The organism is Alphaproteobacteria bacterium PA2 (assembly GCA_002256425.1).
Lineage (GTDB): Bacteria > Pseudomonadota > Alphaproteobacteria > Caulobacterales > Caulobacteraceae > Phenylobacterium.
The window spans coordinates 2,991,907-3,017,205 of the sequence record NKIZ01000001.1 but is presented as its reverse complement, the minus strand read 5'-3'; the positions used below and the strand labels follow the sequence as shown (position 1 = coordinate 3,017,205).

The 25,299-nt window shown below is 65.7% G+C and carries 25 protein-coding genes; 13 read left to right on the top strand and 12 right to left on the bottom strand.

Translation table 11 applies throughout. The annotated features are described in order from the left end of the window. Positions 1-10: 10 nt before the first annotated feature. Positions 11-820 (bottom strand): glycine cleavage system protein T, encoded by an 810-nt coding sequence (locus CFE28_14480; GenBank protein OYU71089.1) that lies wholly within the window; start codon positions 818-820, stop codon positions 11-13. A gap of 70 nt (positions 821-890) precedes the next feature. On the opposite strand from CFE28_14480, the gene CFE28_14475 reads away from it, so the two are divergent. Further along, a complete protein-coding gene (locus CFE28_14475; protein ID OYU71088.1) occupies positions 891-1,856 on the top strand; it encodes an ADP-heptose--LPS heptosyltransferase in 966 nt (321 codons plus the stop codon). After that, on the top strand, positions 1,856-3,193 hold the full coding sequence (locus tag CFE28_14470) for a dihydroorotase (protein ID OYU71087.1): 1,338 nt from the start codon (positions 1,856-1,858) through the stop codon (positions 3,191-3,193). The genes CFE28_14475 and CFE28_14470 overlap by 1 nt, the downstream gene beginning before the upstream one ends. A 59-nt stretch (positions 3,194-3,252) precedes the next feature. On the opposite strand, the gene CFE28_14465 is transcribed toward CFE28_14470, so the two are convergent. Beyond that, entirely contained in the window at positions 3,253-3,870 is a 618-nt protein-coding gene (locus tag CFE28_14465) for a polyisoprenoid-binding protein (GenBank protein OYU71086.1), read from the bottom strand. A 31-nt stretch (positions 3,871-3,901) separates the two neighbouring features. After that, positions 3,902-4,717 (bottom strand): dioxygenase, encoded by an 816-nt coding sequence (locus CFE28_14460; GenBank protein OYU71085.1) that lies wholly within the window; start codon positions 4,715-4,717, stop codon positions 3,902-3,904. A gap of 67 nt (positions 4,718-4,784) precedes the next feature. Between CFE28_14460 and CFE28_14455 the strand changes: the two genes are divergently transcribed. From CFE28_14455 to CFE28_14445, 3 genes are read left to right on the top strand one after another with little or no spacing between them, the layout of a single operon-like run. After that, positions 4,785-5,693, top strand: a complete 909-nt coding sequence (locus CFE28_14455) for a LysR family transcriptional regulator (protein ID OYU71084.1) — start codon at positions 4,785-4,787, stop codon at positions 5,691-5,693. 59 nt (positions 5,694-5,752) lie between these two features. After that, the gene (locus CFE28_14450) at positions 5,753-7,531 is read left to right on the top strand and encodes a feruloyl-CoA synthase (protein OYU71083.1); all 1,779 of its coding nucleotides are present in this window, start codon (positions 5,753-5,755) and stop codon (positions 7,529-7,531) included. Positions 7,532-7,577: 46 nt separating this feature from the next. Beyond that, positions 7,578-9,119 carry an acetolactate synthase large subunit gene (locus CFE28_14445; protein OYU71082.1) on the top strand — a complete coding sequence of 514 codons (1,542 nt, stop codon included), beginning with the start codon at positions 7,578-7,580 and terminating at the stop codon, positions 9,117-9,119. A 45-nt stretch (positions 9,120-9,164) separates the two neighbouring features. On the opposite strand, the gene CFE28_14440 is transcribed toward CFE28_14445, so the two are convergent. From CFE28_14440 to CFE28_14425, 4 genes are all read right to left on the bottom strand, one after another. After that, entirely contained in the window at positions 9,165-10,709 is a 1,545-nt protein-coding gene (locus tag CFE28_14440; GenBank protein OYU71081.1) for a hypothetical protein, read from the bottom strand. Next, the gene (locus CFE28_14435) at positions 10,706-11,341 is read right to left on the bottom strand and encodes a methyltransferase type 11 (protein ID OYU71080.1); all 636 of its coding nucleotides are present in this window, start codon (positions 11,339-11,341) and stop codon (positions 10,706-10,708) included. Before CFE28_14435 ends, CFE28_14440 begins: the two co-directional genes overlap by 4 nt. Then, positions 11,338-12,420, bottom strand: coding sequence for a glycosyl transferase (locus CFE28_14430; protein OYU71079.1), 1,083 nt, complete (start codon positions 12,418-12,420; stop codon positions 11,338-11,340). Before CFE28_14430 ends, CFE28_14435 begins: the two co-directional genes overlap by 4 nt. A gap of 210 nt (positions 12,421-12,630) precedes the next feature. Beyond that, a complete protein-coding gene (locus CFE28_14425; GenBank protein OYU71078.1) occupies positions 12,631-13,953 on the bottom strand; it encodes a hypothetical protein in 1,323 nt (440 codons plus the stop codon). Positions 13,954-14,122: 169 nt separating this feature from the next. On the opposite strand from CFE28_14425, the gene CFE28_14420 reads away from it, so the two are divergent. Continuing rightward, positions 14,123-15,190 carry an MBL fold metallo-hydrolase gene (locus tag CFE28_14420; GenBank protein ID OYU71077.1) on the top strand — a complete coding sequence of 356 codons (1,068 nt, stop codon included), beginning with the start codon at positions 14,123-14,125 and terminating at the stop codon, positions 15,188-15,190. A gap of 17 nt (positions 15,191-15,207) precedes the next feature. Continuing rightward, positions 15,208-16,161, top strand: a complete 954-nt coding sequence (locus CFE28_14415; protein ID OYU71076.1) for an oxidoreductase — start codon at positions 15,208-15,210, stop codon at positions 16,159-16,161. Here the strand turns inward: CFE28_14415 and CFE28_14410 are convergent. Next, positions 16,158-16,499, bottom strand: a complete 342-nt coding sequence (locus tag CFE28_14410; GenBank protein OYU71733.1) for a transcriptional regulator — start codon at positions 16,497-16,499, stop codon at positions 16,158-16,160. The genes CFE28_14415 and CFE28_14410 overlap by 4 nt on opposite strands. Before the next feature lie 40 nt (positions 16,500-16,539). Here CFE28_14410 and CFE28_14405 point away from each other — a divergent pair, with 40 nt between their 5' ends. Both CFE28_14405 and CFE28_14400 read left to right on the top strand, forming a co-directional pair. After that, the gene (locus tag CFE28_14405; GenBank protein OYU71075.1) at positions 16,540-17,019 is read left to right on the top strand and encodes a GNAT family N-acetyltransferase; all 480 of its coding nucleotides are present in this window, start codon (positions 16,540-16,542) and stop codon (positions 17,017-17,019) included. After that, a complete protein-coding gene (locus CFE28_14400; protein ID OYU71074.1) occupies positions 17,016-17,612 on the top strand; it encodes a hypothetical protein in 597 nt (198 codons plus the stop codon). Before CFE28_14405 ends, CFE28_14400 begins: the two co-directional genes overlap by 4 nt. A gap of 28 nt (positions 17,613-17,640) precedes the next feature. On the opposite strand, the gene CFE28_14395 is transcribed toward CFE28_14400, so the two are convergent. The 4 genes from CFE28_14395 to CFE28_14380 all read right to left on the bottom strand — a co-directional run bounded on the left by CFE28_14395 (position 17,641) and on the right by CFE28_14380 (position 21,276). Next, the gene (locus tag CFE28_14395) at positions 17,641-18,564 is read right to left on the bottom strand and encodes a 3-hydroxyacyl-CoA dehydrogenase (protein OYU71073.1); all 924 of its coding nucleotides are present in this window, start codon (positions 18,562-18,564) and stop codon (positions 17,641-17,643) included. 36 nt (positions 18,565-18,600) lie between these two features. After that, complete coding sequence (locus CFE28_14390) at positions 18,601-19,854, bottom strand: MFS transporter (GenBank protein OYU71072.1); 1,254 nt, start codon at positions 19,852-19,854, stop codon at positions 18,601-18,603. A gap of 63 nt (positions 19,855-19,917) precedes the next feature. Beyond that, the gene (locus CFE28_14385) at positions 19,918-20,490 is read right to left on the bottom strand and encodes a YbjN domain-containing protein (GenBank protein OYU71071.1); all 573 of its coding nucleotides are present in this window, start codon (positions 20,488-20,490) and stop codon (positions 19,918-19,920) included. Positions 20,491-20,502: 12 nt separating this feature from the next. Next, on the bottom strand, positions 20,503-21,276 hold the full coding sequence (locus tag CFE28_14380) for a hypothetical protein (GenBank protein ID OYU71070.1): 774 nt from the start codon (positions 21,274-21,276) through the stop codon (positions 20,503-20,505). A gap of 62 nt (positions 21,277-21,338) precedes the next feature. Here CFE28_14380 and CFE28_14375 point away from each other — a divergent pair, with 62 nt between their 5' ends. From CFE28_14375 to CFE28_14360, 4 genes are all read left to right on the top strand, one after another. Continuing rightward, positions 21,339-22,592, top strand: a complete 1,254-nt coding sequence (locus CFE28_14375) for a phosphatidylserine decarboxylase (GenBank protein ID OYU71069.1) — start codon at positions 21,339-21,341, stop codon at positions 22,590-22,592. Positions 22,593-22,691: 99 nt separating this feature from the next. Further along, positions 22,692-23,486 (top strand): ABC transporter substrate-binding protein, encoded by a 795-nt coding sequence (locus tag CFE28_14370; protein ID OYU71732.1) that lies wholly within the window; start codon positions 22,692-22,694, stop codon positions 23,484-23,486. Continuing rightward, positions 23,483-24,460, top strand: a complete 978-nt coding sequence (locus tag CFE28_14365; GenBank protein ID OYU71068.1) for an ABC transporter permease — start codon at positions 23,483-23,485, stop codon at positions 24,458-24,460. Before CFE28_14370 ends, CFE28_14365 begins: the two co-directional genes overlap by 4 nt. Further along, positions 24,457-25,233 (top strand): ABC transporter, encoded by a 777-nt coding sequence (locus CFE28_14360; protein ID OYU71067.1) that lies wholly within the window; start codon positions 24,457-24,459, stop codon positions 25,231-25,233. The genes CFE28_14365 and CFE28_14360 overlap by 4 nt, the downstream gene beginning before the upstream one ends. Positions 25,234-25,299: the final 66 nt, after the last annotated feature.

The following is a 25,299-nucleotide window of genomic DNA, read 5'->3' as shown; positions in this document are numbered from 1 at the left end:
GCAGGAAAAGCTAGCCTTGGGTTTGCGGTCCGATTTCCGCGCTTGGCTTCAGCCATTCGGGCATGTCCAACTGAAGTCCGGCGCCGCCAAGGGTGAGGTCACCTGAAATCCGGTCCAGCCGCACAAGGGCCATGCCACGATCTCCGATGACTGACCGCACTTCTCCAGCCCGGAGCGTCCCATTCAGGATCTCCGTCTCCGCAGTTGAGGCGCTGAGAGTCACCGGCGCCATGCGCGACTTGATCTGACCCCGGCGCTTCATGCGGGAGGTGGTCTCCTGGCCGACAAAACAGCCCTTCTTGAAGTCGATCCCGTTCAGCAGGTCGAAATTGGCCTCGATGGGATAGGTCCGATCGCTGCCCCAGTCGGCGGGCCCCGGGACGCCGCAGGCCAGGCGGTGGACTTCGTATGCGGCCTCATCGGTATTGGGAGTCGGTTCTGACTCGTAAATCCGGACGCCCAGTTCAGGCAGGCGGGGATCCGTCCGACCGCCCGGGTCGGCGGAAGCTGGCCAGACGGCGAAGACCGGGGTCTCGTCGGCTTCGATCACCACCTTGGCCCGCAGGCGATAGATCATCAGGCGCTGCATGATGGCGGCGCGGTGCTCGGCGGCCACGTCCAGGCGGCAGCCCTGCGCCTCGCCCAGGATGAACATGTCATAGAGCAGCCGGCCCTGGGGGGTCAGCAGGGCGCCGAACCTCAACTGGCCATCCTTCAGGGTCTCGACGTCCTGGGTGATCAGGCCCTGCAGGAAACTGGCCCAGTCCTCCCCGGTGACGGAGATCAGGGCGCGGCTGTGGAGGCGGGCGATTTGGGTCATGGCGATCACAGTATCGCAATTAGGCATGGCGCGGGTGGAGCGCCAGCCCTGCGCACCCTATATGAAGCCAATGCCCGCTGGGTCCTTCCCGATTCTGTTCATTACCGCCACCCGAATTGGCGATGCGGTCTTGTCGTCGGGACTGGTGCGCCGGTTGTCGCAGGAAATCCCCAACGCCAGCTTCACCATTGTCGCCGGACCGGCGGCGGCGGGTCTCTACAAGGACCTGCCCGGCCTTAAGGAAATCATCCTCTTCGAGAAGGCCAAGGACGGCCGCCACTGGTTCCGCCTCTGGCGGCAGGTCCGAAAGACCCAGTGGGGTCTGGTGGTCGACATGCGCGGCTCCGCCCTCAGCGGCTTCCTCAGCCGCAAACGCCGGGCGGTGTTCAAGCGCAGCCCGGGCCCGCCAGTGCACAAGGTGATCGAGGCGGCCCGGGTGCTGAACCTTGAGTCCGAGCCGCCGGCGCCCTTTCTCTTCACTTCCGAAGCCACCGACACCCTGGCCGCCGAGCTGACGGCCGGCGAAGGCCCGATCCTGGCCCTGGCGCCCGCCGCCAACTGGGTGGGCAAGACCTGGCCCCTGGAGCGCTTCGCCCAGCTGGCCATCCGCATGGTCGATGAGGGCGGTCCCCTCCATGGCGGCCGGATCATGGTGCTGGGCGGGCCCGAGGACGTGGGTTCCGTCTCGGCCCTGCGCCACGTGGTGCCCATGGACCGGTTCATCGACCTGGTAGGCAAGGTCGACCTGTTGACCACCTATGCCTGCCTGCGTCAGGCGCGGATATTCGTCGGCAATGACTCGGGCCTCATGCACATGGCCGCTGCGGCTGGAGCGCCGACCGTCGGCCTGTTCGGCCCCTCGGACGAGGCGCTCTACGGTCCCTGGGGCGAGAAGACCCGGATTGTCCGTGGCCCCCGGGACTACCCGACCATCCGCGCCGTCGATCCCGGCTTCCAGCAGACCATGTGCCACATGATGGACCTGCCGGTGGAAACCGTCGTGGATGCGGCGACGAAACTGCTGGCGGAAACCTGATGACTAAGACCTATGACCTGATCGTCCGCGGCGGCGAAGTGGTGAACCATGCCGGTCGCGGCATGGCCGATGTGGGCGTACGCGGCGGCAAGATTGTCGAGATCGGCGATCTCTCCCAGGCCTCAGCGGGCCAGGTGATCGACGCCACGGGCCTGACGGTCATTCCCGGAATCATCGACACCCAGGTCCACTTCCGTGAGCCGGGGCTGGAGTGGAAGGAAGACCTGGAGTCCGGCTCCCGCGCCGCTGTGCTGGGCGGGGTGACGGCGGTCTTTGAAATGCCCAATACCGAGCCCACCACCACGGACCCGGATGCCCTGGCGGACAAGCTGGCCCGGGCGAAGGGCCGCATGCACTGCGACCACGCCTTCTATGTGGGCGGCACCCACGACAATGCCCGCTTCCTGGGCGAGCTGGAGCGTTTGCCGGGCTGCTGCGGGATCAAGGTCTTCATGGGCGCCTCCACCGGCACCCTGCTGGTCCAGGACGACGAAGGCATTGAGCAGGTCCTGCGCCATGTGAATCGCCGGGCGGCCTTCCACTCCCAGGACGAATACCGCCTGGCCGAACGCCGGCCCCTGGCCCGCACCGGCGACTGGACCAGCCACGAAGAGGTGCGCGACGCCGCCTCGGCCCTGGAATCCACCCACCGCCTGGTCCGTATCGCCCGCAGCCTGGGCAAGCGCATCCATGTGCTCCATGTGACCACGGTCGAAGAAATGGAGTTTCTGGCGAGGAACAAGGACGTGGCCAGCGTCGAGGTGACCCCCCAGCACCTGACCCTCACGGCGCCCGAGGCCTATGAGCGCCTGAAGGGCTTCGCCCAGATGAACCCGCCCATCCGCGGGGCCGTGCATCAGGCGGGCCTGTGGCGGGGAGTCCAGCTGGGCGTCGCCGATGTTCTGGGATCCGACCACGCCCCCCACACCCGCGAGGAAAAGGCCCGGCCCTATCCGGCCTCGCCCTCGGGCATGCCCGGGGTCCAGACCCTGGCGGCGGTCATGCTGACCCATGTGGCCGAGGGGCGTCTGTCCCTCGAGCGGTTTGTCGACCTGACCAGCCACGGCGCCCAGCGCCTGTTCAACCTGGCCGACAAGGGCCGGCTGGCCGTCGGCAATGACGCCGACATCACCCTGGTGGACCTCAAGGCCCGGCGGACCATCCGCCATGAGGACATGGGAACCCGGGTCGGCTGGACCCCGTTCGACGGCTTCGAAGCCAAGGGCTGGCCCATGGCCACCATCATCCGCGGCAAGCTGGTCATGCAGGACGGCGAGATCGTGGCGCCCAGCCTCGGCGAGCCCGTCCGTTTCGCAGAGACCCTGCCGACCGGATAAGAAAAAGGCCGGCTCCGATCCTTCGAAGCCGGCCCTTCAAACTCGTGAGCGTCTGACGCCTAGTCGGCCTTCTTTTCGAAGGGGGCGCTGATCTGCAGGCTGACGTCGTCGCCGATCATCGGCACATAGGTCTTCTGGCCGAAGTCGCTGCGCTTGATGGCGGTGGTGGCGTCAAAGCCGATGGTCACCTTCTTGGACAGGGGATTGGTGCCGACCGCCTTGAAGGTGACGTCCAGGGTGGTGGGCTTGGTCACGCCGTGGAAGCTCAGATCGCCGGTCACCTTGGCGGTGGTCGGGCTGGTCACGGCCACCTGGGTCGAGCGGAAGGTGATGGTCGGATACTTGGCGGCGTCGAACCAGGCGGCGCTCTTCAGTTCCTCATCGACCTTGGCGTTGGTGGTGGTCACCGAGGCGACGGGAATGCTCACATCAAGCTTGGCGTTGGCCAGGGCCTTGGGGTCCAGGACCAGGGTGCCCGTGGCGCCGGAGAAGTCGCCGTACCAGGTGGAGAAGCCCATGTGGGACAGGGAGAAGACCACCCGGGCGTGGCTGGTTTCCAGGGCGTAGGTCCCGGCCTGGACGCCGGCGGGGTCCTTTGACGCCTGGGCGAAGGCCGCGGTGGAGAGGCTGAGGGCCGCGACGGAGGTCAGGGCAAGAAGGCGAAGGGTCTTGGTCATGAAGAAGTCCTTGGGTGGGGGAAGGGAAAACTTAGCCGAACTGGTAGGCCGAAACGGCCTTTCCGCCCAGATGGTCGGAATAGGTGCGCCGCCCGATGTCGGTTCCGGCGGCGCCGGCCGCCACCATCAGGGGCAGGAGGTGTTCCTCGCGGGGATGGGCTTCCCGGGCATGGGGCGCCTGGGCCCAATGTGAGAGGGCGAGGTCGCGCTGGTTGGGATCCGCGGCCGTGGCGGCCTGCGTCAGCCAGGTGTCGAACATGTCGGACTGGGTGTCGCCCTGGGGCCCGCGCAGGGTGCGCAGGTTGTGGAAGCTCATCCCTGATCCGATGATCAGGACGCCATCGTCCCGAAGGGGTTCCAGGGCGCGACCGATGGCCAGGTGGGCTGCGGGATCCAGGTCCTGGCGCAGGGAGAGCTGCAGGATCGGTATGTCGGCGTCCGGGAAGGCCAGCATCAGAGGCACAAAGACCCCGTGGTCATAGTCCCGGGCTCCGTCCAGATCGACTGCAATCCCGGCGTCCGCCAGGAGGGTCTGGACCTTCGGGGCCAATTCCGGTGCGCCAGGGGCCGGGTACTGAAGCCGGTAGGTATGCTCGGGAAAGCCGTAATAGTCATAGAGCATGCCGGGCCTGGCCGCGACATTGAGGGTCGGGGTAGCCGTTTCCCAGTGGGCGGAAATCACCAGAAGGGCCCGGGGTTTTTCCGGCAGGCCGGCCGCGATGGACTTCAGGTAGTCGGCCATATTGTCCCACAGTTGGGGCGCGCCCGGGGGCGGATCCATGAAGAAGCAGGGGCCGCCGCCATGGGGGATATAGAGGGTGGGCATGCGCTGGGTCATGAGTCCCATATAGGGTGGCGTGCAATCAGTTAAATGGGCATAATATCGATCATCTCTATCAGGAAATTGGATCGATATGGACGCCCTGACCCTGGCCCAGCTCAAGGTCTTCCTGGCCGTCGCCGAGACCGGCGGATTTGCCGCCGCGGCTCGCAAGCTGGGGCGCGCCCAGTCGGCGGTGACCTATCAGATCCGGAACCTGGAGCGGGAAACCGGCGTCGCCCTGTTTGACCGCCAGACCTATCGCGCCGGGCTGACCGAGGCCGGCCGGGCCCTGCTGCCCCGGGCCCAGCGCATTGTCGAAGACCTGACCGCCTTCCGGGCCCAGGCCCAGGGCATGGCGCGGGGACTTGAAGCCGAACTGACCCTGGTGGTCGAGGCCATGTTTCCCATGGACGAACTTCTGGGCGCCCTCACGGAGTTTCAGGCCCTCTTTCCCTCTGTCCAGACCCGGGTCCGGGTCGAGACCCTGGGTGCGGCGGTGGAGGCTGTGCTGGATGGCCCGGGGGATATGGGCCTGGTGATCAGCTTCGCCGAGCGGATAGACGAACTGGCGGGAAGCCTCGTCACCGAGGTGGAGTTGGTGGCGGTCGCTGCGCCCCAGCACCCGGTCGCGCAGATCACGGGGCCGCTGGAGGCGGAAATCCTGCGGGAACATGTCCAGCTGGTCCTGACCGACCGGTCCACCCTGACCCAGGGCCGGGATCGTGGAGTGGTGGGCCTGCGGACCTGGCGACTGGCCGATCTGGGCGCCAAGCACGCCATGCTGCTGGCCGGCCTGGGCTGGGGCAGTATGCCTCGGCACATGGTCGCCGCCGATCTGGCCGCCGGGCGCCTGGTTGAGCTTCTGCCGCAGAACTGGGACGGTCGGCCAGGCATGCCGCGCCTGCCGGTCATGGCGGCGAGGCCCAAGGCGGGCGCCCTGGGGGTGGCGGGAACCTGGCTGTTTGAGCGACTGAGCCGGGCGCCGGCTGACGCAATCTGACATCAGATGACGCCAGCCCCCTTGGCGGGAACCCGCTCTGGCCTGTAAGCCTCTGGCTCATGGACGCCAGACCCGACATCGCCACAGCCCCCTTCCGCGACCCCCGCTATGCGCCGCGCCGGCTGGAGGTCGAGCGTCGCCCCGATGGCAGCGTCATCCTGTTCAACGCCACGCCGATCAAGGGCGCCTTCGCCACGGTGGCGGAGCCTCTGGTCCATTGGGCAGGCGCCGAGCCAGACCGTGTCTGGCTGGCCGAACGGGACGGGGAGGGTTGGCGGACCCTGACCTATGGCGAGGGGCTGAAAAGGGTCAGCGCCCTGGCTGGCGGCCTGCGTGGCATGGGCGTCATCGGAACCCCGCCCCTGCTGATCCTGGCCCGCAATGGCATTGACCATGCCCTGATCAAATACGCCGCCATGAGCCAGGGTATGCCTGTGGCGCCGGTTTCGCCTCAGTACGGCCTGCCCGGAGCCAACCTGACCCGGCTGGCCCATGCGGTGGAGGTGCTCAATCCCTCCGCGGTCTATACCGAGGACGCCGAGCTTTTTCGCGACGCCCTCGACGCGCCCTTCCTTTCAGGCCTTCCCGTCATCGCCGGAAAGGGCGCCCGCCCGGGGTCGGTCTCTTTTCAGGACTTACTCAAGGCCAGCCCGGTCGCCGCCACGGCGCAACCTGACGACACGGCGAAATACCTGCTGACCTCCGGCTCGACCGGACGGCCCAAGGCGGTGACCTGTCTGCACCGGAACATGGCGGCCAATGTGGCGCAGATCACCTCGTGCTTCGAGGATGACGAGCCGCCGGTCATGGTCAATTCCGCCCCCTGGAGCCACAGCCTGGGCGCCAACTCCGTCCTGCATCTCATCACCCACAGGGGCGGCACGCTCTACATCGACGCCGGCCAGCCGGTTGCAGGGAAGTTCGATGAGACCATCCGCAATCTGAAGGAGATCCCGACCACCTATCAGAACATGGTTCCCGCCGGGTGGATGCTGTTTGTCAGCGCCCTCGAGCAGGACCCTGATCTGGCGCGAACCTTCTTCTCGCGGGTGCGGATCATGCAGTATGGCGGCGCCAACCTGTCCCAGGAAATCGGCGACCGGATCCAGGCCGTGGCGGTCGCGACCGTCGGCGAAAGGATCAGCTTCGGCAGCGGCTATGGCGCCACCGAGACCGGTCCGACCGCCGCCAATGTCCACTGGCCAAACGCCCGCATGGGCATGATGGGCCTGCCGATTCCCGGTACGTCGGTAAAGCTGGCGCCCGAGGGCGACCGGCTGGAGTTCCGGGTCAAGGGTCCGCAGATCACGCCGGGCTATCTGGGCCTGCCCGAGGTTTCCGCGGCCAGTTTCGATGAGGACGGTTTCTATCGCCTGGGCGACGCCGCCCGGTGGATCGATCCGGAAGACCCCTATCAGGGCCTGGCCTTTGACGGCCGCCTATCCGAGAACTTCAAGCTGGCCAGCGGCACCTTTGTCTCGGTGGGCGAGCTGCGTATTTCCGCCGTCGGCGCCGTGGGCGATCCGGTCACCGACGCCGTGGTCTGCGGCGAGGGCCAGGAAAATGTCGGCCTGATGTTCTATCCCAAGCCCGGCTTTGACCGCGCCGTCATCGAGGCGGCGGTTCGCGAAGGCGTAATGCGGCACAATGCCGGGGCCCGGGGCTCGGGCGGCAGGGTGGTCCGCGCCCTGGTTCTCGACAGCGCGCCCGATGCAAACTCCGGGGAAATCACCGACAAGGGCTATATCGCCCAGGCCCTGGCGCGGAACCTTCGGGCCCAGGCCGTGACCGATCTCTTCGCCCAGCCCCCCGGGCCCGGCGTGATGGATTTTTCCTGACCCGAGGCCAGGACCAAGGAATGACGGGTTGGGAGGCCCACACACCATGAACGGCGCAGACGCCCTGATCGAAACCCTGGTGACCAATGGCGTCACCGCCTGCTTTGCCAATCCCGGCACCAGCGAAATGCAGTTCGTCAGCGCCCTGGACCGCCAGCCGTCCATGCGGCCCGTGCTCTGCCTGTTTGAAGGCGTGGCGACAGGCGCCGCTGACGGCTATGGCCGGATGGCCGATGTGCCAGCCTGCACCCTGCTGCACCTGGGTCCCGGCTATGGCAACGGTCTGGCCAACCTGCACAATGCCCGGCGGGCCTATACCCCCATCGTCAACGTGATCGGCGATCACGCCACCTATCACCGCCAGTACGACGCCCCGCTGAACTCCGACATTCCCACCCTGGTGAAGCCGAACTCCATCTGGGTGAAGTCGGCCGACACTGCCGACACGGTGGGGATCATTACGGCCGAGGCTATCAGCGCCACCTACGGCCCCCCCGGCGGCCCGATCAGTCTGATCCTTCCGGCGGACGCCGCCTGGACCGAGACGAAGAATGGCGCCGTCAAGGCGCAGGTCCCGACCCGTTCTGCACCGGCTACCGACACCGTGGACACCGTCGCCAGGGCCCTGCGCGCTGCGAAGAAGCCGGTCCTGCTGATCGGTGGCCAGGCCTGTCGCGAGGCCGCCCTGGCCCAGGCCAGCCGCCTGGCGGCCCACGGAATCCGGGTTCTGGCTGACACCTTCGTTTCCCGTCAGGCCCGGGGCGCGGGGGTCTATGTTCCCGGCCGCATGCAGTATTTCGGGGAGGCGGCCCTGGCTGACCTCGAGGGTGTCGACCTGATGGTCTATGCGGGCACCACCATGCCGGTGGCCTTCTTCGCCTATCCCGAGCGGCCCAGCGTGCTGGTTCCTGAGGGCTGCGAAACCCTGACCCTCTGCGCCCGCAGTGAAGACGCCGCCCTGGGGCTTCAGGCCTTGGCCGACGCCCTGGGCGCTCCGGCGACTGGTCCGGTCCAGCCCCTGCGCCGGCCGGAAGCCGCCCCGACCGGCGGCCTGACCCCCCAGGCCTGCGGCCAGTCCATCGCCCGGCACCTGCCCGAAGGCGCCATCATCTGCGACGACGCCGTGACCTCGGGCGGCGGGGTGGCTGTGCCCTGTCTGACCGCTGCGCCCCATGAGGTGCTTGCCCTCACAGGCGGCGCCATCGGCATAGCCCTGCCCATGTCCATCGGCGCGGCCGTGGCAAAGCCCGACCAGAAGGTCGTCGCCCTCAGCGGCGACGGGGCCGGCATGTATACGGTCCAGGCCCTGTGGACCCTGGCCCGGGAAAAGCTGGACGTCACCGTCGTGGTCTTCGCCAACCACAGTTACCGGATCCTCAATATCGAAATGGGCCGCACCGGTTCCGGCAATCCCGGCCCGTCGGCCAGCAAGCTGCTGGACCTGGGAGACCCCAAGATCGACTGGGTGGCCATGGCCAAGGGTATGGGGGTCGACGCCGTGCGCTGCGAGACCGCCGAACAGTTCGAGGCCGCCTTCGCCCGGGCCATGAAGGAGCCGGGCCCGAAGTTCATCGAGGCAGCGATCTAGGGCGCCGCCTCACGCTCGCCTGGACAACCAGGGCGCCGGGACAGGTTACGGCTTCTGTCCCGGGACCGCGTCTGAAATCGGTCTGGGGAGGTGGACGGTGTATATCCAGTACTGGCGCTTGACCGGGTAGTTCTCCGCCATCGCCTTGTAGACTGTCGGCGTATATCGGGCGTCGAAGTAGAAGTTGCCGTGATCGCCAGCGGTGACGATCGCCCCGAAATATTTCCGGTTCAGCCGGTCAATGAGCGGGGCTTCACTCCACATGCCTTTGGACGCCAGCTCCGCAAATATCGCGGGTTCCCACTGAATGTCCTTGCCGCTCTTCACGACCATGACCATCTCATCGGAAATGACGGGCTTTTCCGTCGCCTTGATGAAGTTGAACAGGGCGTCGTGCTCAGCGACATATTCCCGGCTGAGCAGCAGGTTTGCATCCTTCTTGAAGCTTGCGAGGATGGCAACCTGGCCGGCAAAGGCGAGGACAAGCACCAGGGCCATGGCCCTGGCCGCCAGCCCCTGGCTGGCGCGGGAGGTCGTGATTGCCTGAAGGAAGTAGCGCCCGAACATGACGGCGCAGACAACGGCGAATTCCATCGTGTAGTGGGGACCCGCGCCGGACTTTCCGCACATCAGGATCATCAAGCCTGAGGTCAGGAGATAGATCGACAGGCCAGCAAGGATCGGGTCTAGGGACTTCAGACGCGACAGCAGGCCACCATCCCCCCTGGATTGAAAGAAGGCAGTCCTCCAGATTTGGGTCAGGACATAGAGCAGTCCTGCGACAACGACCGGCGCGCAAAGCAGGAGGGCCGATGAATTCCGGACCAGCCATTCGAGGCTGTATCTGTTCATGTTGTAGAAGAAGATGTGCTGCAGGAACCGGCCGTGCGTGGCCAGGGCCAGAACCACGAGAGCTATAGCGCCCAGGACCACCGAAGTGGCTATGCCAGCCACCGCTGTGCGCGGCCTGTAGAAGAGCAGGGTCAGGAAACCCGCCGCAGGAGCAGCGATGCTGGTCTGCTTGGTGTAGACAGCCAACACGAAGACAATGCCTGCCAGGACAGCAAGGCGAGGCCTCTCCAGGGAGGCCATGGCCAGGTAGAAGCCCAGGACGCTGAGCCCGAGGGCGGCAAGGTCGGTATGCATCTGCGGGCTCCAGTTGAAGAGCGCCGGAATTGAAATCGCCGCGCATGCCGCCATCAGGCCTGCGGAAAGTCGGTCGGCAGGAAGACTCGTCCCCCGATCCCCCATGATGGCCAGTCTTCCGACCAGCACACAGAGCAGGATGGTGAAGCCTGCGGACAGGGCCCGACCGGTTGCGAGCAGGTCCAGACCTGTCACACCGGAGATCAGATTTGTGGCCGCGTGGAAGAACGGCGTGTAGTGAAAGACGATCGCCGGCCAGGTCTCGATCGAGCCATAGGCGCGCGCCGTGAATATCAGCCTGGCCTGCTCAAGCAGGATTCCTTCAGCATAATCAATTGAATAGGGAAACTGGATGCAGGCGTAAGCATACTGCGCAAACAGGCAGATCGGCAGTAAGGCTATGGCTGCGACGGTGATGTTCAGAAGCCTCGAGTCAGGCTTCATGGCAGTTTCGCTTCGATGAGCATCTGCTTGGCCAGGAGTTTCACCGGGGAGAGCAGATAAAGGCCAATCAGGAACTGGCTCACAGGCAGTCGGGATTTGAGTGTGAGCGGCAGAAATCGCGGCACGAGCGACTGAACCTGAAAGCCGTTCTTCGCCAGGAAGTCACCGATGCTGACGTGGGACCATACGGTGACGTGGGTATAGTCGTCGAAGTACTCGGTGCTGCAATATCTGTAGTTCGGTTGCAGCAGGGTAAGCCGGCCTCCCGCCCTCAGCTTGAGCTTGAGCTGGGCCAGAACCGTTTCACACTCCGCCACGGTCAGGTGCTCGAACAGATTGCTGGCAAAGGCGTAGTCGACAGAGTCGTTTTCGATCTGGGACAGGTCGGTGACAGAGGAAATGACCGGCTGGACACCGGCTTCCAGATAGCCGGGAAACTGTGGCCAGAGGTCAACCGCCGTCCGGCGGGCGCACTTCACATTGTTGATGAAATCGCCGTAGCCGCAGCCCAGCTCCAGGACGCTGTCTTCCGGCCGGATCTTCCGAGAGAAATAGTACCGCCACAGGGCTTTCCACAGCACGGCCCGACGATTGTCGTAGGTCAGGCGTGTCTCGAAATAGGCATCGGTCATTTTGCCTCCGGCCAGCCGAAAGTGATGCCGCCGATCATGCGAAGTCCGACGGTAAAGCCCCGCCAGTTGTTGATATTGCCGCCCTTGCTGACCCCAACCCGGGGATGGAACGAGATCGGGCACTCGATCACGACAGCGCCGATCGCAAGGGCCTGGTCCAGAAGGTGGGCATTGAACTCAAGGTTCACCTTGGGATTCAAGGCGGGCAGGAGGATCCCGAGAGCGTTGTTTCTGAAGATCTTGTAGGTCGTTCCGACGTCAGAAAGCGTTCCGCGTCCGAGGTGCTTCGCCTCCAGCAGTTTTCCGACAAACATGTTTCCGTAGTACATGAAGGTGGTCAGCTGGGTTTCATGTTCCCTCAGCGACTCTGTCGTCCGTGTGCCGTTGACGATGTCAGCATGGGGTATGTAGGCGAGGAATTTTTCGATGTCGTATGCCCGGAAGGTCCGGTCGCCTTCGCACAGCAGGGTCAGATGGGTGTCTGTGTATTTCAGGCTCTCGGTCAGACAGCGATAGACGCAACGTCCGTAACCCGGGGATGTTTCATTCACGACAATGGCGCCGGCTTCTTCGGCGCGCTCGGCCGTCAGGTCTGAACTGTTATTGCTGACGACGATGACGCGGGCCACCCGCGGATGGTTTTTGAAGTCCAGAACGGCTTCGGCAATGCTGTCCTGATCATTGTAGGCCGTAAGGACGACCGTGACCTGCTGGCCGTCAACCGGATCATGGCGCAGGGGCAAGCCATAGCGCTTCTTGTCGAACAGGATGAACAGATCGATGAAGATCAAGGCCATGCCCAGGGCGATCGGAACCCCGCTGTACCAGGTTGTCACCAGCTGCCAGTTGTAGAGCAACTGGGACAGGCCCTGGTTAAAGCTCAGCAGGAGCCTTGGCAGGCCGAGGGAAACGCCGATGAGATCGGCTGCAACGCCGCCCGTCATCAGGAGGACGCCATAGAGCAGAAATGGGGGGTGCTTGCGGACCTTTCCCAGGCTCGATCTCGCCTCTGCGAGGGTTGCGATGGATCTCTCCGGAAGTGCCGGTGGGGGATCGCTCTCTGGGCCTGGCGCGGTCATTGAACTGGGACTTTCCGAAAGGCGCACAGGCGCAACCTCAGGAAGTCGGTCAAATTTGTTGAATGCCCGTTAACTGACTTCGGCGGGGACACCCCCAGAAGCAAACAGGCCCGCAGATTGCTCTGCGGGCCTGTCCGTTTCGTTCCGGTTTGTCCTGTCCTGGCTGATCAGGTCCCGGTTGAGCCGGATCTGATCAGTTGCAGGCTGAACTCAGACGTTGCCGGGCAGCTTGCAGTCCTTGGTGAAGGCGCAACCCACAGTGCTGATCGGCGCGATCGGATCGGCGCTGTACTCGATGATATAGCCCTTCAGGCCGTCGGAGCAGGCGACCTCGACATAGGTCGTGCCCTTGGCGGTCTTGCCCACCAGACGGGACTTGGAGACGTCGCAGGAGGCCTTGCCCTGCTTCTTCAGGTCCGCGGTCAGCAGGCCATTGGTGGCCGATTCCGGGGTGAAGCTGCAGCGATAGCCGGCGACCGGCGCGTGAGCGCAGTCAATGACGCTGGACTTGTCGTTGGGGCCGCCGAAGATTCCGACGCCGCCGTCAGGACGGTTGGAGCAGGCCAGTTCCACAATGTCCTTGCCGGCCGGAGACGGGAAGGGCGCGTACTTGGAGACCTGGCAGTCAAAGCCGACCTTCTGGGCCAGCTTGGTGTAGAGGCCAGCCTGGGCGGTTTCAGCTTCCTTGGCGTTGGTCAGTTCGCAGCCGCCGAGCAGCATGGCGGCCTTTTCGCAGGGGGTGGCGGAAGCCAGGGCGCCCTTTTCGACCTTGTAGATATAGCCCTTACCGTCGGTGCAGGCGGCTTCGTAGTAGGTGGCGCCAGCCTGGGACAGGCCGATATAGCGCTTGTCCTTGGCCACGCAGCCATTGTTGGCGGCGGTGACGAACTGATCCATGACGGCCAGGCGATAGGCCTTGTCGTGCAGGGTGCATTTGATGTTGCCGTCGGCGCTGTCGTAGATCAGGCAGTCGCTGGCGACAGTCGGGGAGTCCGGATTGGCCGGCGCGCCAGCCTGCATCACATAACCCACGCCGCCCTGACAGGCGATTTCCAGGAAGGTGTTCTTGGCGCTCTGGCCGATGCCGCGGGCGGCTTCAGGCGTGCAGACCGTCTTTGCTGCGGCCAGCAGGGGCGCCAGGTCAGCCTTGGGGTCGGCATTGCCCGGCAGCTTGCAGGGCAGGGCCGAGGGCTTGCCGTCCGGCTGGGGCGTGTTGGCCTCGATGCAGGTGAAGGCGGTGGGCTTGGAGCCCGTGACATTCGCCAGCACGAAACCCAGACCCTGATTGCAGTCGATCTCGTAGTAGGAGGTCGAGATCTTGGTCTTGGCGTCTGTCGACTTGCCGACAAAGCGGGCGTCGGCCACCTGGCAGGTGATGCCGGCGGCCTGGGCCACGGCCGGAGCCTCAGCCAGGCCTTGCTTGCGCGCGGCTTCCGGGATCCCCTCGGGAGCCTTGGCTGCAGACATCACCGCGACGGGTATCATCGCGGCGATGATGAGGGCGGCGAATGCGCCGAGTCCTAGTGGCCTCATGATCGAGTCTCTCCTGGATGTGTTCCTTCGGGCGTCCATAAGCCCTAGGGCGTACATTGAGCAAGCGCCCCGTGAACCCAGGCTGAATGGATTTGGGGTGCGCGCAATGGATGTTTGATCCCTGAGCCGCGACAGTCGACAATGGGGCGCAACGAAAAGGAGGGTCCGCATGCGAGACGGCTTTGAAAATCCGATCCCTGACACGCCCCGTCCCAAGCTGACCTATCCCTTCGAGGCGGGCCCCAAAACGGGTGAGGCCATCGATGTCGCACCCGGCGTCAAGTGGCTGCGCATGCCGCTGGGCGGCGCCCTGTCCTTCATCAATGTGTGGGCGATCGAGGAAGAGGACGGCTGGGCCATTGTCGATACCGGCATGGGTGGAACCGAGACCCAGCAGGCCTGGCGCAAGGCCTTCGCGGGGCCCCTGGCAGGCATGAAGGTCTCCAGGGTCTTTGTCACCCACATGCATCCCGACCATATCGGCATGGCCGGCTGGCTGACCCGCAAGTTCGACTGCCGTCTGTGGATCACCCGGCTGGAATTCCTGATGTGCCGGTCCCTGGCGGCGGACACAGGCCGCGAAGCCCCTGACGACGCCATAGAGTTCTACAAGGCCGCCGGCTGGGACGAGGACGCCCTGGAAAACTACAAGGCCAAGTTCGGTGGTTTTGGTCGCGGCCTTCACGCCCTGCCTGACAGCTTCCACCGGCTGACCGACGGCGATGAAATCCGCATTGGCGCCCATGTCTGGAAGATCGTCGTAGGATCCGGCCATTCACCCGAGCATGCCTGCCTTTATTGTCCGGACCTGAAGCTGCTGATCAGCGGCGACCAGATCCTGCCCAAGATCTCTTCCAATGTGTCGGTGTTTCCGACCGAGCCGGCCGGCGACCCCCTGACGGACTGGCTGACTTCCCTGGCTCGCATCAAGACCCAGGTGCCGGACGATGTCCTGGTCCTGCCCGCCCACAACGACCCCTTCCACGGCCTTTACGCCCGGATTGACCACCTGATCGGCGGCCATGAACGGGGTCTGGACCGTCTGGCCAAGCTGGCCGTCGAACCCAAGCGGGCGGTGGACGTTTTCCATGTCCTGTTCCGGCGCAAGATCGACCAATGGGTCCTGGGCATGGCCACTGGCGAGAGCCTCGCCCACATCAACTGTCTGATCAGTCGCGGTCAGATGATCAAAACCACAGATGACCAGGGCGTCGCCTGGTATCAGACCGTCTCCTGACCCCAAAGGACTTCACCATGACCCGCATCACCGCCGGCCTCAGCCCCTTTACTGACGCCGCAGACATCGCCGAGGGCCATGACCTGTCAGGTCGCACCATGATCGTCACTGGCGGGGCGACCGGTATAGGCATCGAGACCACGCGCGCCCTGGCGGCTGCCGGCGCCGAGGTGATGATCGCCGTGCGCAACCGCAAGGCCGGCGAGGACGCCGCCGCGGAGATCAACAGCCAGATCGGCGCCGAGCGGGTCAGCGTCGGCGCCCTGGACCTGTCGGACCTGGCATCGGTCGCCGCCTTTGTCCGGACGTGGGGGGACAGGCCCCTCAATGTGCTGATCAACAATGCCGGGGTCATGGCCTGCCCCCAGACCTACACGGCCAATGATCTGGAAATGCAGATCGGCACCAACCATTTCGGCCACTTCCTCCTGAGCGTCGGTCTGGTCCGGGCCCTGATGAATGGCGAAGAGGAAGGCCGCAGCGCCCGCCTGGTCAGCCTGTCCTCAATTGGTCACCGGCGCAGCGGCATCAACTGGGACGACATCCACTATCGCACCCGGCCCTATGACAAGTGGGAGTCCTATGGCCAGTCCAAGACGGCCAATTCCCTGTTCGCGGTCGGTTTCCATGATCGGTTCGCCGAGCTGGGGATTACCGCCAACGCCGTCATGCCGGGCGGCATCATGACCCCCCTGCAGCGCCATCTGCCCCGGGAGGAGATGATCGCCATGGGCTGGATGAATGACGAGGGCGTCATCGCCCAGGGCTTCAAGACCCCGCCCCAGGGCGCCTCCACCAGCGTCTGGGCGGCCATCGGGCCGGAGCTGGAGGGCGTCGGCGGCCTCTATCTTGAAAACCTCGCCCAGGCCCTGCCCTGGGGCGAAGAGCCCATGGCCGGCGTCATGCCCCACGCCCTGGACCCCGAGGATGCCGACCGCCTGTGGATGATATCGGAAGAGACGATCGGCTAGCGCTTCCTCTTTCCAGCCTTGGCCCGCATGGCGGCCTCGATGCCCTTGCCGGCCCATTCAACCAGCAGGTCGGGGTCTTCGAGGGCTTCCAGGGGAACGGACCAGTAGCTCATGGGTTTGTCGCCGCCGAAGGGGCGGAAGGGTTCGCAGCCGGCGGCTTCAAAGTCTGGCTGACTGACGGCGTCGACCTTGAGATAGAGGGCGTCTTCGGCGATCAGGGCGAAGAAGACATCGTGGCTGTAAATGCCCACACCGCCGAACATGGCTGTGTGCCGCAGGCCGCCCATCGGGGCCAGGAGTTCCAGGACATATTCCCGATAGTCCGGCGAAACCGCCATGCCGTTGCCCTCCCGCCATTCTCCATGGATGATAGCGCCCATGACCCTGTCTGTCCGCCCCGCCCGCCCCGAAGACGCCACTCTGATCCACGGTTTCATCGTGGCCCTGGCCGAGTACGAAAAACTGGCCCACGAGGTGGAGATCACCCCGGCCGAGGTGAGCCGCGACCTGTTCGGTCCGGGCCCCCGCCTGTTCTGCGACATTGCCGAGGCTGACGGCGCGCCCATCGGCTTTGCGATCTGGTTCTATAACTATTCCACCTTCCAGGGCCGCCACGGCATCTATCTGGAGGACCTGTTCGTGGTTCCGGAGGCCCGGGGTCTGGGCGGCGGCAAGGCCCTGCTGAGGGGGCTGGCCCAGAGGTGCGAGGCTGAGGATCTGGGGCGGCTGGAATGGTCAGTCCTGGACTGGAACGCGCCCTCCATCGCCTTTTATGACTCCCTCGGCGCCAGCGCCAAGACCGAGTGGATCACCCGCCGTCTGACAGGTGAGGCCCTGACCAGTCTGGCCCGCTCATGAGCGCGCCGCCGGTCACCGTTCTGACCGCAACGCCTGACGAAGAGGCGGCCATCATCGCCGCCGTGCGCGCTGCGCCGGGGCGGACCATCGCAGGGCCCGAGCATGTGGAGGGTCTTTACACCCTGCTGTCAGATGAGCGGGTCTCCGGCCCCATCTATGACCTGCCCCGTCCCATCACCCGGGACAGCATTGCAGACTGGGTCGCCCAGAGCGCAGACCTGCAGCAGCAAGGCCGCTGCGTTCTGGCGGTCAATCTGGATGAGGCGGGAGAGGTGGCGGGCTATTCCCGGTTCAGCATCTGGCCCGAGCGGTCGTCGGGCGAACTGGCCGGTGCAAGGCGGGCGGATCTGCAGAATTCGGGCGGCGGACGCCAGGGCGTCACCCAGTCCATCGGCTGGATGTTCGAGGTCCTGGGTTTGCGGCTGATCGGCCTGACGGCGGCCCTGGACAATGTGCGGTCAGCGCGGGCCATCGAAGGCGCCGGCTTCCGGTCCATGGGCGAGGTGGAAAGCGTCAAGCCTGACGGCTCATCGCGGCGGTCGCTCTATTGGGAGCTGACCCGGGAAGAGTGGGAGCGCCTGCACCGGCTCTGAACCGATCCAGGCGCTCGCCTTCAGTCTATCAGCTGGTCTTGGCGGGCTGGGCGCCCGGCATGACAGCGCGGTTCAGATCGAAGAACTTGGGCGCCATGGCCGGAACAGCTTCCGACAGGATGGTTTCAACCGACCAACCCTCTTCCTTGGTCACGGTCTCGATGGGCCGCGGCTGGGAATAGAGGATGATGTTTTCGCCCGAGGCGCCGAAGATCTGACCCGACACGTGGCTGGCCGCAGGAGCGATCATGGCCACGGAGAAGCGGGCCGGCTGATCGGCGCGGATCTTTTCAGCCATCACCGCCCGGCGGGCGACAGCGGCTTCGTCCTTGACCGGCACGGACTGGGTCATGCGGGTCCAGGCGACGGGGGCCAGGCAGTTGGAACGCACATTGTTGCGCGCGCCTTCCATGGCGATGATCCGCGACATGCCGGCAATGCCCATCTTGGCCGCGCCGTAATTGGCCTGGCCGATATTGCCGAACAGGCCCGAGGTCGAGGTGAAGAACATGTAGGCGCCGTCGTTCTGTTCGCGGAACAGGTCGATGGTGGCGCGGGCCACGTTGAACGAACCGCGCATGTGCACGTCGATGACGCGATCCCAGTCCTGCTCGCTCATCTTGTGGAACATCACGTCCCGCAGGATCCCGGCCGGATTGATCACGGCGTGCAGGCCGCCAAAGGTGTCGCGGGCCTGCTCGACCATGCCTTCAACAGCCTTCAGGCTGGTGACGCTTTCCGAGTTCGAGACCGCTTCGCCGCCGGCGGCGCGGATTTCCTGGGCCACCATTTCGGCGGCGCTGGCGGAACCTTCGTCCTCGCCCTTCAGACCGCCGCCCAGATCGTTGACCACGACCTTGGCGCCTTCCTGCGCTGCGATCAGCGCGCAGTCGCGGCCGATGCCGTTGCCGCCTCCGGTAACCAGAACAACCTTGCCAGTAAGGGCGCCCATGAAATTATCTCCCTGAAAAAATGCTTCTGAAGTCTGTTATTCGAGCCTGTCGGCCTTGCGCAAGGCCGGAAACAGATTGGCCCAAAGACCGGTGACGATCAACGCGCCAACGCCGCCAAAGACGGCGGCGCCAACCGGGCCCAGGAATCTGGCCACAACGCCGCTCTCGAATTCGCCCAGTTCATTGGAAGCGCCGATGAACAGGGACGAAACCGCCGCCACCCGTCCGCGCATCTGGTCGGGGGTGACGATCTGGACCAGGGTCTGGCGGACATAGACGCTCAGCATGTCGGCGGCGCCCAGTATGGCCAGGGCCAGGACAGAAAGCGGCAGCCAGGTCGAGAGGCCGAAGACGATGGTTGCGGCCCCGAACACGGCGACCCCGGAGAACATGATCAAGCCCGCATGTCGGCGAATGGGGAAGCTGGCCAGGGCGGCGGCGACCAGGGTCGCGCCGATCGCCGGCCCGGCGCGCAGCAGGCCAAACCCTTCGGGACCAGCGTGCAATATGTCGCGGGAAAAGACAGGCAGCAGGGCCGTTGCGCCGCCCAGCAGGACCGCGAACAGGTCCAGGGAAATGGCGCCGAAGACAATCTTGTTGGTCCAGACATAGCTGAGACCCTCCCGCATCAGGGCCCAGCGTGATCCCGGATTGACCACGGGCTGGGTATTGCCGCGCACCAGGAAGACGCAAAGGGCCGCTGCCAGGTAGAGCGCCGTCGTTACGGAGTAGGACATCCCCGCGGAGATCCCGACGAGAATTCCTCCGAGGGCAGGACCGATGATCGAGCCTCCCTGCCAGGCCAGGGAATTCCAGGCTATGGCCCGGGGCAGAAGGCTCTTGGGCACCAGCATGGGCCCCATGGCGGTTGAAGCAGGTCCCATGAACGCCCGACTGGCGCCGAACAGGGCCGAAAGGGCCAGCAGCAGGGGAATGGTCGCGAAGTCGAAGATCGCCGCTGCGGCAAGGATCACGGCCGTGGCGATTTCGCCCAGATAGCAAAGCAGGAGGATCCTGCGCCGGTCATACCGGTCAGCGGCTTCCCCGGCCGGCAGGGCCAGCACGAAGACCGGCACGAAGGCCGCCAGCCCGATCATGCCCACATAGAAGGCCGACTGGGCGACGCCCATGGTCTCCCGCGCCACCGAATACATCTGCCAGCCCAGGGCCACGCTCTGGATCTGCACACCCAGGGTCGCCGCAACCCGGGCGGCCCAGAACAGCATGAAGTCGCGACGCTTTAGAAGGGCGCGGACGGAAAGGTCTTCTGGGGGATCGGTCTGGGTCATTGGCCGGGAACTTGACCCGCCCGGCCCCCGGCCGCAAGCGCCTTGGCGAAGGTCAGGCCCCGGCTACCACTTGATGAACTTCTTGAAGCCGACCAGGGTCGCCTCCCAGCGCTCTATGTTGTTCTCGAGGGCCGTGTCGGTCGCACCATGTTCAAGATCCTCGTCCATGGTCAGGTAGGGATCATTGTCGTCGTCCAGATAGACGCGACCGAAACGATAGTCAGAGTGCCACTTGTTGACCTCTGACAGGGCCATGCCGCTCTTCATGTCGAAGCCCGAGGAGAACTGCACCGACTTGCAGCGGTTCTTTTCGCAGCCGTAGAAAAAGACCGTGAAGGTCGAACCATCCGCGGCGCTGGTGATCTTGGGATCGCCCTGGGCGTCCTTCCCGATCTCGGCCTTGAAACCCTTGGACTGCAGGGCGTCGGCGAATTCACCGACCGTCACGCCGCCATCGGGAAGTTCCCGCGCCATGGCCGGTGCGCTGAGGGGCAGGGCGGCCGCCAGGGCCAGGGCGAAAATGGAAGCGCGCATGGGAGTTTCCCTGAGAGGACCGGCGAACCGCGTCAGTAAATTGCCGCGAGAATCTAGGGGAGTGTTCCGCCGGGGTCTAGTCCGGCTTACCCGGTTGCGCATGATGAGCGCCGCTTAGTCCGGCCGCTGGAAAATCACGATCCTGTCGACTTCATGAAAGCCGAGGGCGCCGGCCAGTTTCACCGAGGCGAGGTTGCTCTCCAGGGCGGTCCAGACCACATCCAGTCCTTCTGCCTTCATGCGGCGGATCATGAAGCCTGCGACCCGCGCGGCGTGGCCCCGTCGCTGATAGGCTTCCAGGGTGTCAATGCCGACATCCCAAAGGGTTTCGGTTTCGGAGCCGGCATAGCAGAAGGACACGGGTCGGCCGTCCTCAAAGCTTGCGGCGATTTCGGTGAATTCGGACGCCGCCTCCAGTTCCTCCAGAAGTTCCGCGTCATCGACCGACCTGGTGATCTCGGCGAGGGAAACAATCCTCACCTCGGGTGTCGGCGGCGGCAAATTGGGCCGAGCCATTGTGAAGACAGGCGCAACTTCGCAGGTCCGCTCAGGCAGGAGATCCGCAAGCCAGTTCCGGGCCTCGACCCCGGCGATCAGGTCGCCCGTCCCCACAGCCGCCAGGACCGCAGAAGGGTCTGGCCTGCCAATGACGAAGGTCACGTCGTCGTCGGGGTTGCGAAGGACAAGGCTCAGAGGCCCCGCGGTCTCGAGGCCGAAGACTTCGCCTTCCCCCGAAAGCACCAGGTCCCGGGCTTCAACCCACCTTGGTATGTCAGGCAACAGCGCCTTCAGTTGATCCATGGTCAGTCCCGCAGCGATCTCCATGGCGACCATACCAGACAAGTCGCCGAGTCCAACCGGGGCCCGGCAGGCGGACAGGTGTGGCATTGCCCTGGGGCCGACCGGGCGGGTAAACCTCCGGCAAGAGACGATCCCGGAAGGAAACCGCCATGACCACGGACCGCATCACCGCCCTCAGCGAAGCTGCGCGGGAGGCCTGGGTCTATGCCCTGCCACTGATTGAGGTCGCTTCGACCCGGACGGGGAAGGGGGCTTTCGGCGGCGGGATCAATGAGCTGACCCATTCCCGCGATCTTGCGGACCATACCTCCCGGGCGGTGACGACGCCGAACAATGACACCCTCTATTCCAGCGCCCAGCTGGATCTCAGCCACGGACCTGTCAGCCTGACCCTGCCGGCCTCCGGGGCCCGTTACCTCTCGGTCGCCCTGATGGACGCCTGGACCAACAACTTCGCCGTTCTCGGCACCCGGACCACTGGCACGGAAGGGGGAACCTGGCGTCTGATCGGGCCGGATGACGCCGGTGGCGGCGTGGGGACGATCCGCTCGCCCACCAATCATGTCTGGGCCCTGGCGCGGATCCTGGTGGATGGCCCGCACGACCTTGAGGCCGCCCGGGCGGTCCAGTCGGGTGTTTCCATCCAGGGCCCGGCCTCTCCGCCCCAACCCCCGCGGGGCGGCCGGTCAGACTCCTGGCATGCCTATTTTGCGGCTGCGGACGCCCTGATGGTGGAGAACCCGCCGCCGGCCACCGACGGCGCCTTGCTGTCACGGATCGCGCCCCTGGGTCTGGGGGCCGGAAAATTCGATCCTGAGCGGTTCTCGAGCGAAGAGGCCGCCGCGATCGAGGCCGGTGTGGCCAAGGCCAGATCCACCCTGCACCACTACGCCCCCGGCAGGGCCGGGGTGATCAATGGCTGGACCTATCCCAAGGCGGAACTGGGGAATTTTGGCGAGAGCTATGGCTTCCGCGCCCTGGTGGCCCTCAGCGGCCTGGCCGCCCTGCCGCCGGTGGAGGCCATGTACATGCGCGCCGTCGGAGAGCACCGCGGGCTCTATGACGGGACCCGGCCCTGGCGCCTGCACTTCCCCGCTGACAAGCTGATCCCGGTGGACAGCTTCTGGTCCCTCAGCCTCTATGAGGGCACGGCGGACGGCCAGTTCTTCTTCACGGACAACCCGATCCATCGTTACGCCATTGGCGACCGCACCCCGGGCCTGACCCATAATGCGGACGGATCGCTGGACATCTGGATCAGCCACGAGTCCCCCGGGGAAGAGCGCCTCGGCAACTGGCTTCCTGCGCCGGCCGGACCCTTCGCCCTGTTCATGCGGGCCTATTTCGCCAGGCCAGCCCTGCTGGATGGTCAGTATCGGCTGCCAGCCGTCGAGCCTGCGTGAGGCGCAGTCGCCGGAGGCAAGGGTTTGGGCCATAATACCGGCATGACCCCACCCGCCGACCTTACCCGACGATCCGCCCTCGGGGCCGGGATCGGTCTGATGGCGGGTCGCGGCCGACGGCCGGAGAGGGTCGTATCCCTGAACCCGTGCCTGGACGTCATGCTCCATGCCCTGGCTGATCGGCGGCAGATCGCAGCTGTCAGCCACTATTCGCACGACCTTTCCAGCTCCAGCCTGGGACCAGCGGGCCTGACCCTGCCCTTCACCTACGGGACGGCGGAAGAGGTCCTGCTTCTCAACCCTGATCTGGTCCTGACCTCACCCTATGCCGCGCCGGCGACCACGACAGCCCTCAGGCGTCGCGGACTTCGGCTGGAGACCTTTGGTCTGCCCGACACCATTGCCGAAAGTCAGGCCCAGGTGCGTCGACTGGCGGCGGTGATCGGCTGGCCCGGGCGAGGCGAAGCTCTCTGCAGGCGCATGGATCAGGCCCTGGCCGAGGCCGCTCCCAAGCACGGCGAACGCCCCCTCCGGGCCCTGGTCTACCAGACCGGCGGCTTTGCCGTGGCGCCCGGCACCCTGATGGACGAAATGCTGCGACGGACAGGCTTCGCCAACGCCGCAACGGACTACGGCCTGACCCAGACAGGGGATCTGCCCCTCGAGCGCCTGATCGCCAATCCGCCGGAAGTCCTGCTGGCGGGACAGCTTCGGGCCGGCGCGCCGAACTGGGCCGATCGCCTCTTGCGCCATCCGGCCCTGGCCCGCATAGGGCCCGCCATGTTCCGCGCCACCCTGCCGCAGAGGCTGACCTATTGCGGCGGCCCCGTGCTGATCGAGGCGGCCGTCGCCCTGGCGGATATCCGCCGGCGCGCCCGGATGGCGCAGGCATGACCCGTCGCACCCTGACCCTGGCCGGACTCGCGGCGGCCATTGTCGTCCTGGGCGCCCTCAGCCTCATGGCGGGCAAGGTCTGGGTTCCCCTGTCGGTCTGGCTGGACCCTATGAACCCCCTGGCGCCGATCCTGTTTGACCTTCGCCTGCCAAGGACCCTGCTGGCCCTGACCATCGGCGCGGCGCTTGGCATGTCGGGCGCCGCCATGCAGGGCTATACCCGAAACCCCCTGGCCGATCCGGGCGCCCTGGGTGTGGCTTCCATGGCGGCCTTCGGCGCAGTCCTGACCCTCTATTTCGGGGCGGGCGCCCAGCAGCCCTGGGTCATGGCCCTGGCGGCCATGATCGGCGCCCTGGCGGCGGTGGGACTGCTGATCGCCCTGGCTGGGGAGGGATCGAGCCTTGTGGCCTTTGTCCTGTCGGGCGTCATTCTCCAGACCCTGGCGGCGGCCGGGGTCGCCCTGGCCCTCAGTCTGGCCCCTAATCCCTGGGCCAAGGACGAGATCGTCACCTGGCTCATGGGCGCCCTGACCGACCGCAGCATGGCCGACCTGGCCCTGGCGGGACCCATGATCCTGACAGGCCTTGGCCTTTTGCTCACCCTGGGCCCGGCCCTCGACGCCCTGACCCTGGGGGAGACCGGCGCAAAATCCCTGGGTGTTGACCTGGGGCGGACCCGGCTGCTCCTGGCTCTGGGCGTCGCCCTTACGGCCGGGGCCAGTGTTGCGGTGACCGGGGTCATCGGCTTCGTCGGCCTGATAGTTCCCCACCTCCTGCGCCCCCTGGTCGGAGCCAGGCCCGGCGGCCTCCTGGTTCCCGGCGCCCTGGGCGGCGCCGTGCTGGTGACTGCGGCTGACATCGTGGTGCGGCTGACCCCCGGGGCGGCGGAGGTGAAGCTGGGGGTGGCCATGGCCCTGCTGGGTGGTCCCTTCTTCCTGGCGCTGTTGCTGTCCATGCGGCGGAGGCTGGGATGAGCCTGCTGGCCTTCGACGACATCACCATGAGCTTTGGTGGACGCAAGGTGCTTGATGGTGTCTCCGGGGCCTTTGCCCCAGGCCAGGTTACAGCGATCCTGGGCCCCAATGGCGCCGGCAAGTCCACCCTGCTGGAGGTGCTGGCGGGGCTGAGACTCCCTGACGCCGGTCAGGCCAGGCTCGATGATGTCAGCCTGCGGGCTCTCAAGCCCAGGGCTCGGGCCCGACGGCTTGCCTTCCTGCCCCAGACCCCGGAAATCGCCTGGGCGGTGGAGGCGCGCATTCTTGTGGGTCTCGGTCGGACGCCCTTTATAGGCGCCCGTGGCCTGTCTGCCGACGACGCCCGGCATATCGAGGAGGCCCTGCAGGCTGCTGACGCTGCAGACCTCGCCGACCGGGATGTTTCCACCCTTTCCGGCGGTGAGCGGGCCCGCGTCCTGATCGCCAGAGCCCTGGCGGGCGAGCCGGAATGGCTGCTGGCGGACGAACCCCTGACCGGTCTGGATCCCGGCCATCAACTGGACGCCCTGTCCCTGTTCAGATCCCTTGCCGGCGCCCAGGGCTGCGGCGTTGTCCTGACCCTGCACGACCTGTCCCTGGCCGCACGGTTCGCCGACAGGGTGCTGGTTCTGTCAGAGGGCAGGATCGTCGCCGATGGCGCGCCCGCGCAGGCCCTGACAGCCGATGTGATCGCGGCGACCTACGGCGTCCGCGCGGAAATTGGTCAGGGCGAAGACGGTCTGACGATAGATATAGTCGGTCGATCTGCTTAGACTCTGTCGGAAACAGGTTTCATTTCGTTCCGTGGCTGGCTAGCGTTTGTTTCTCGCTGAAACCAC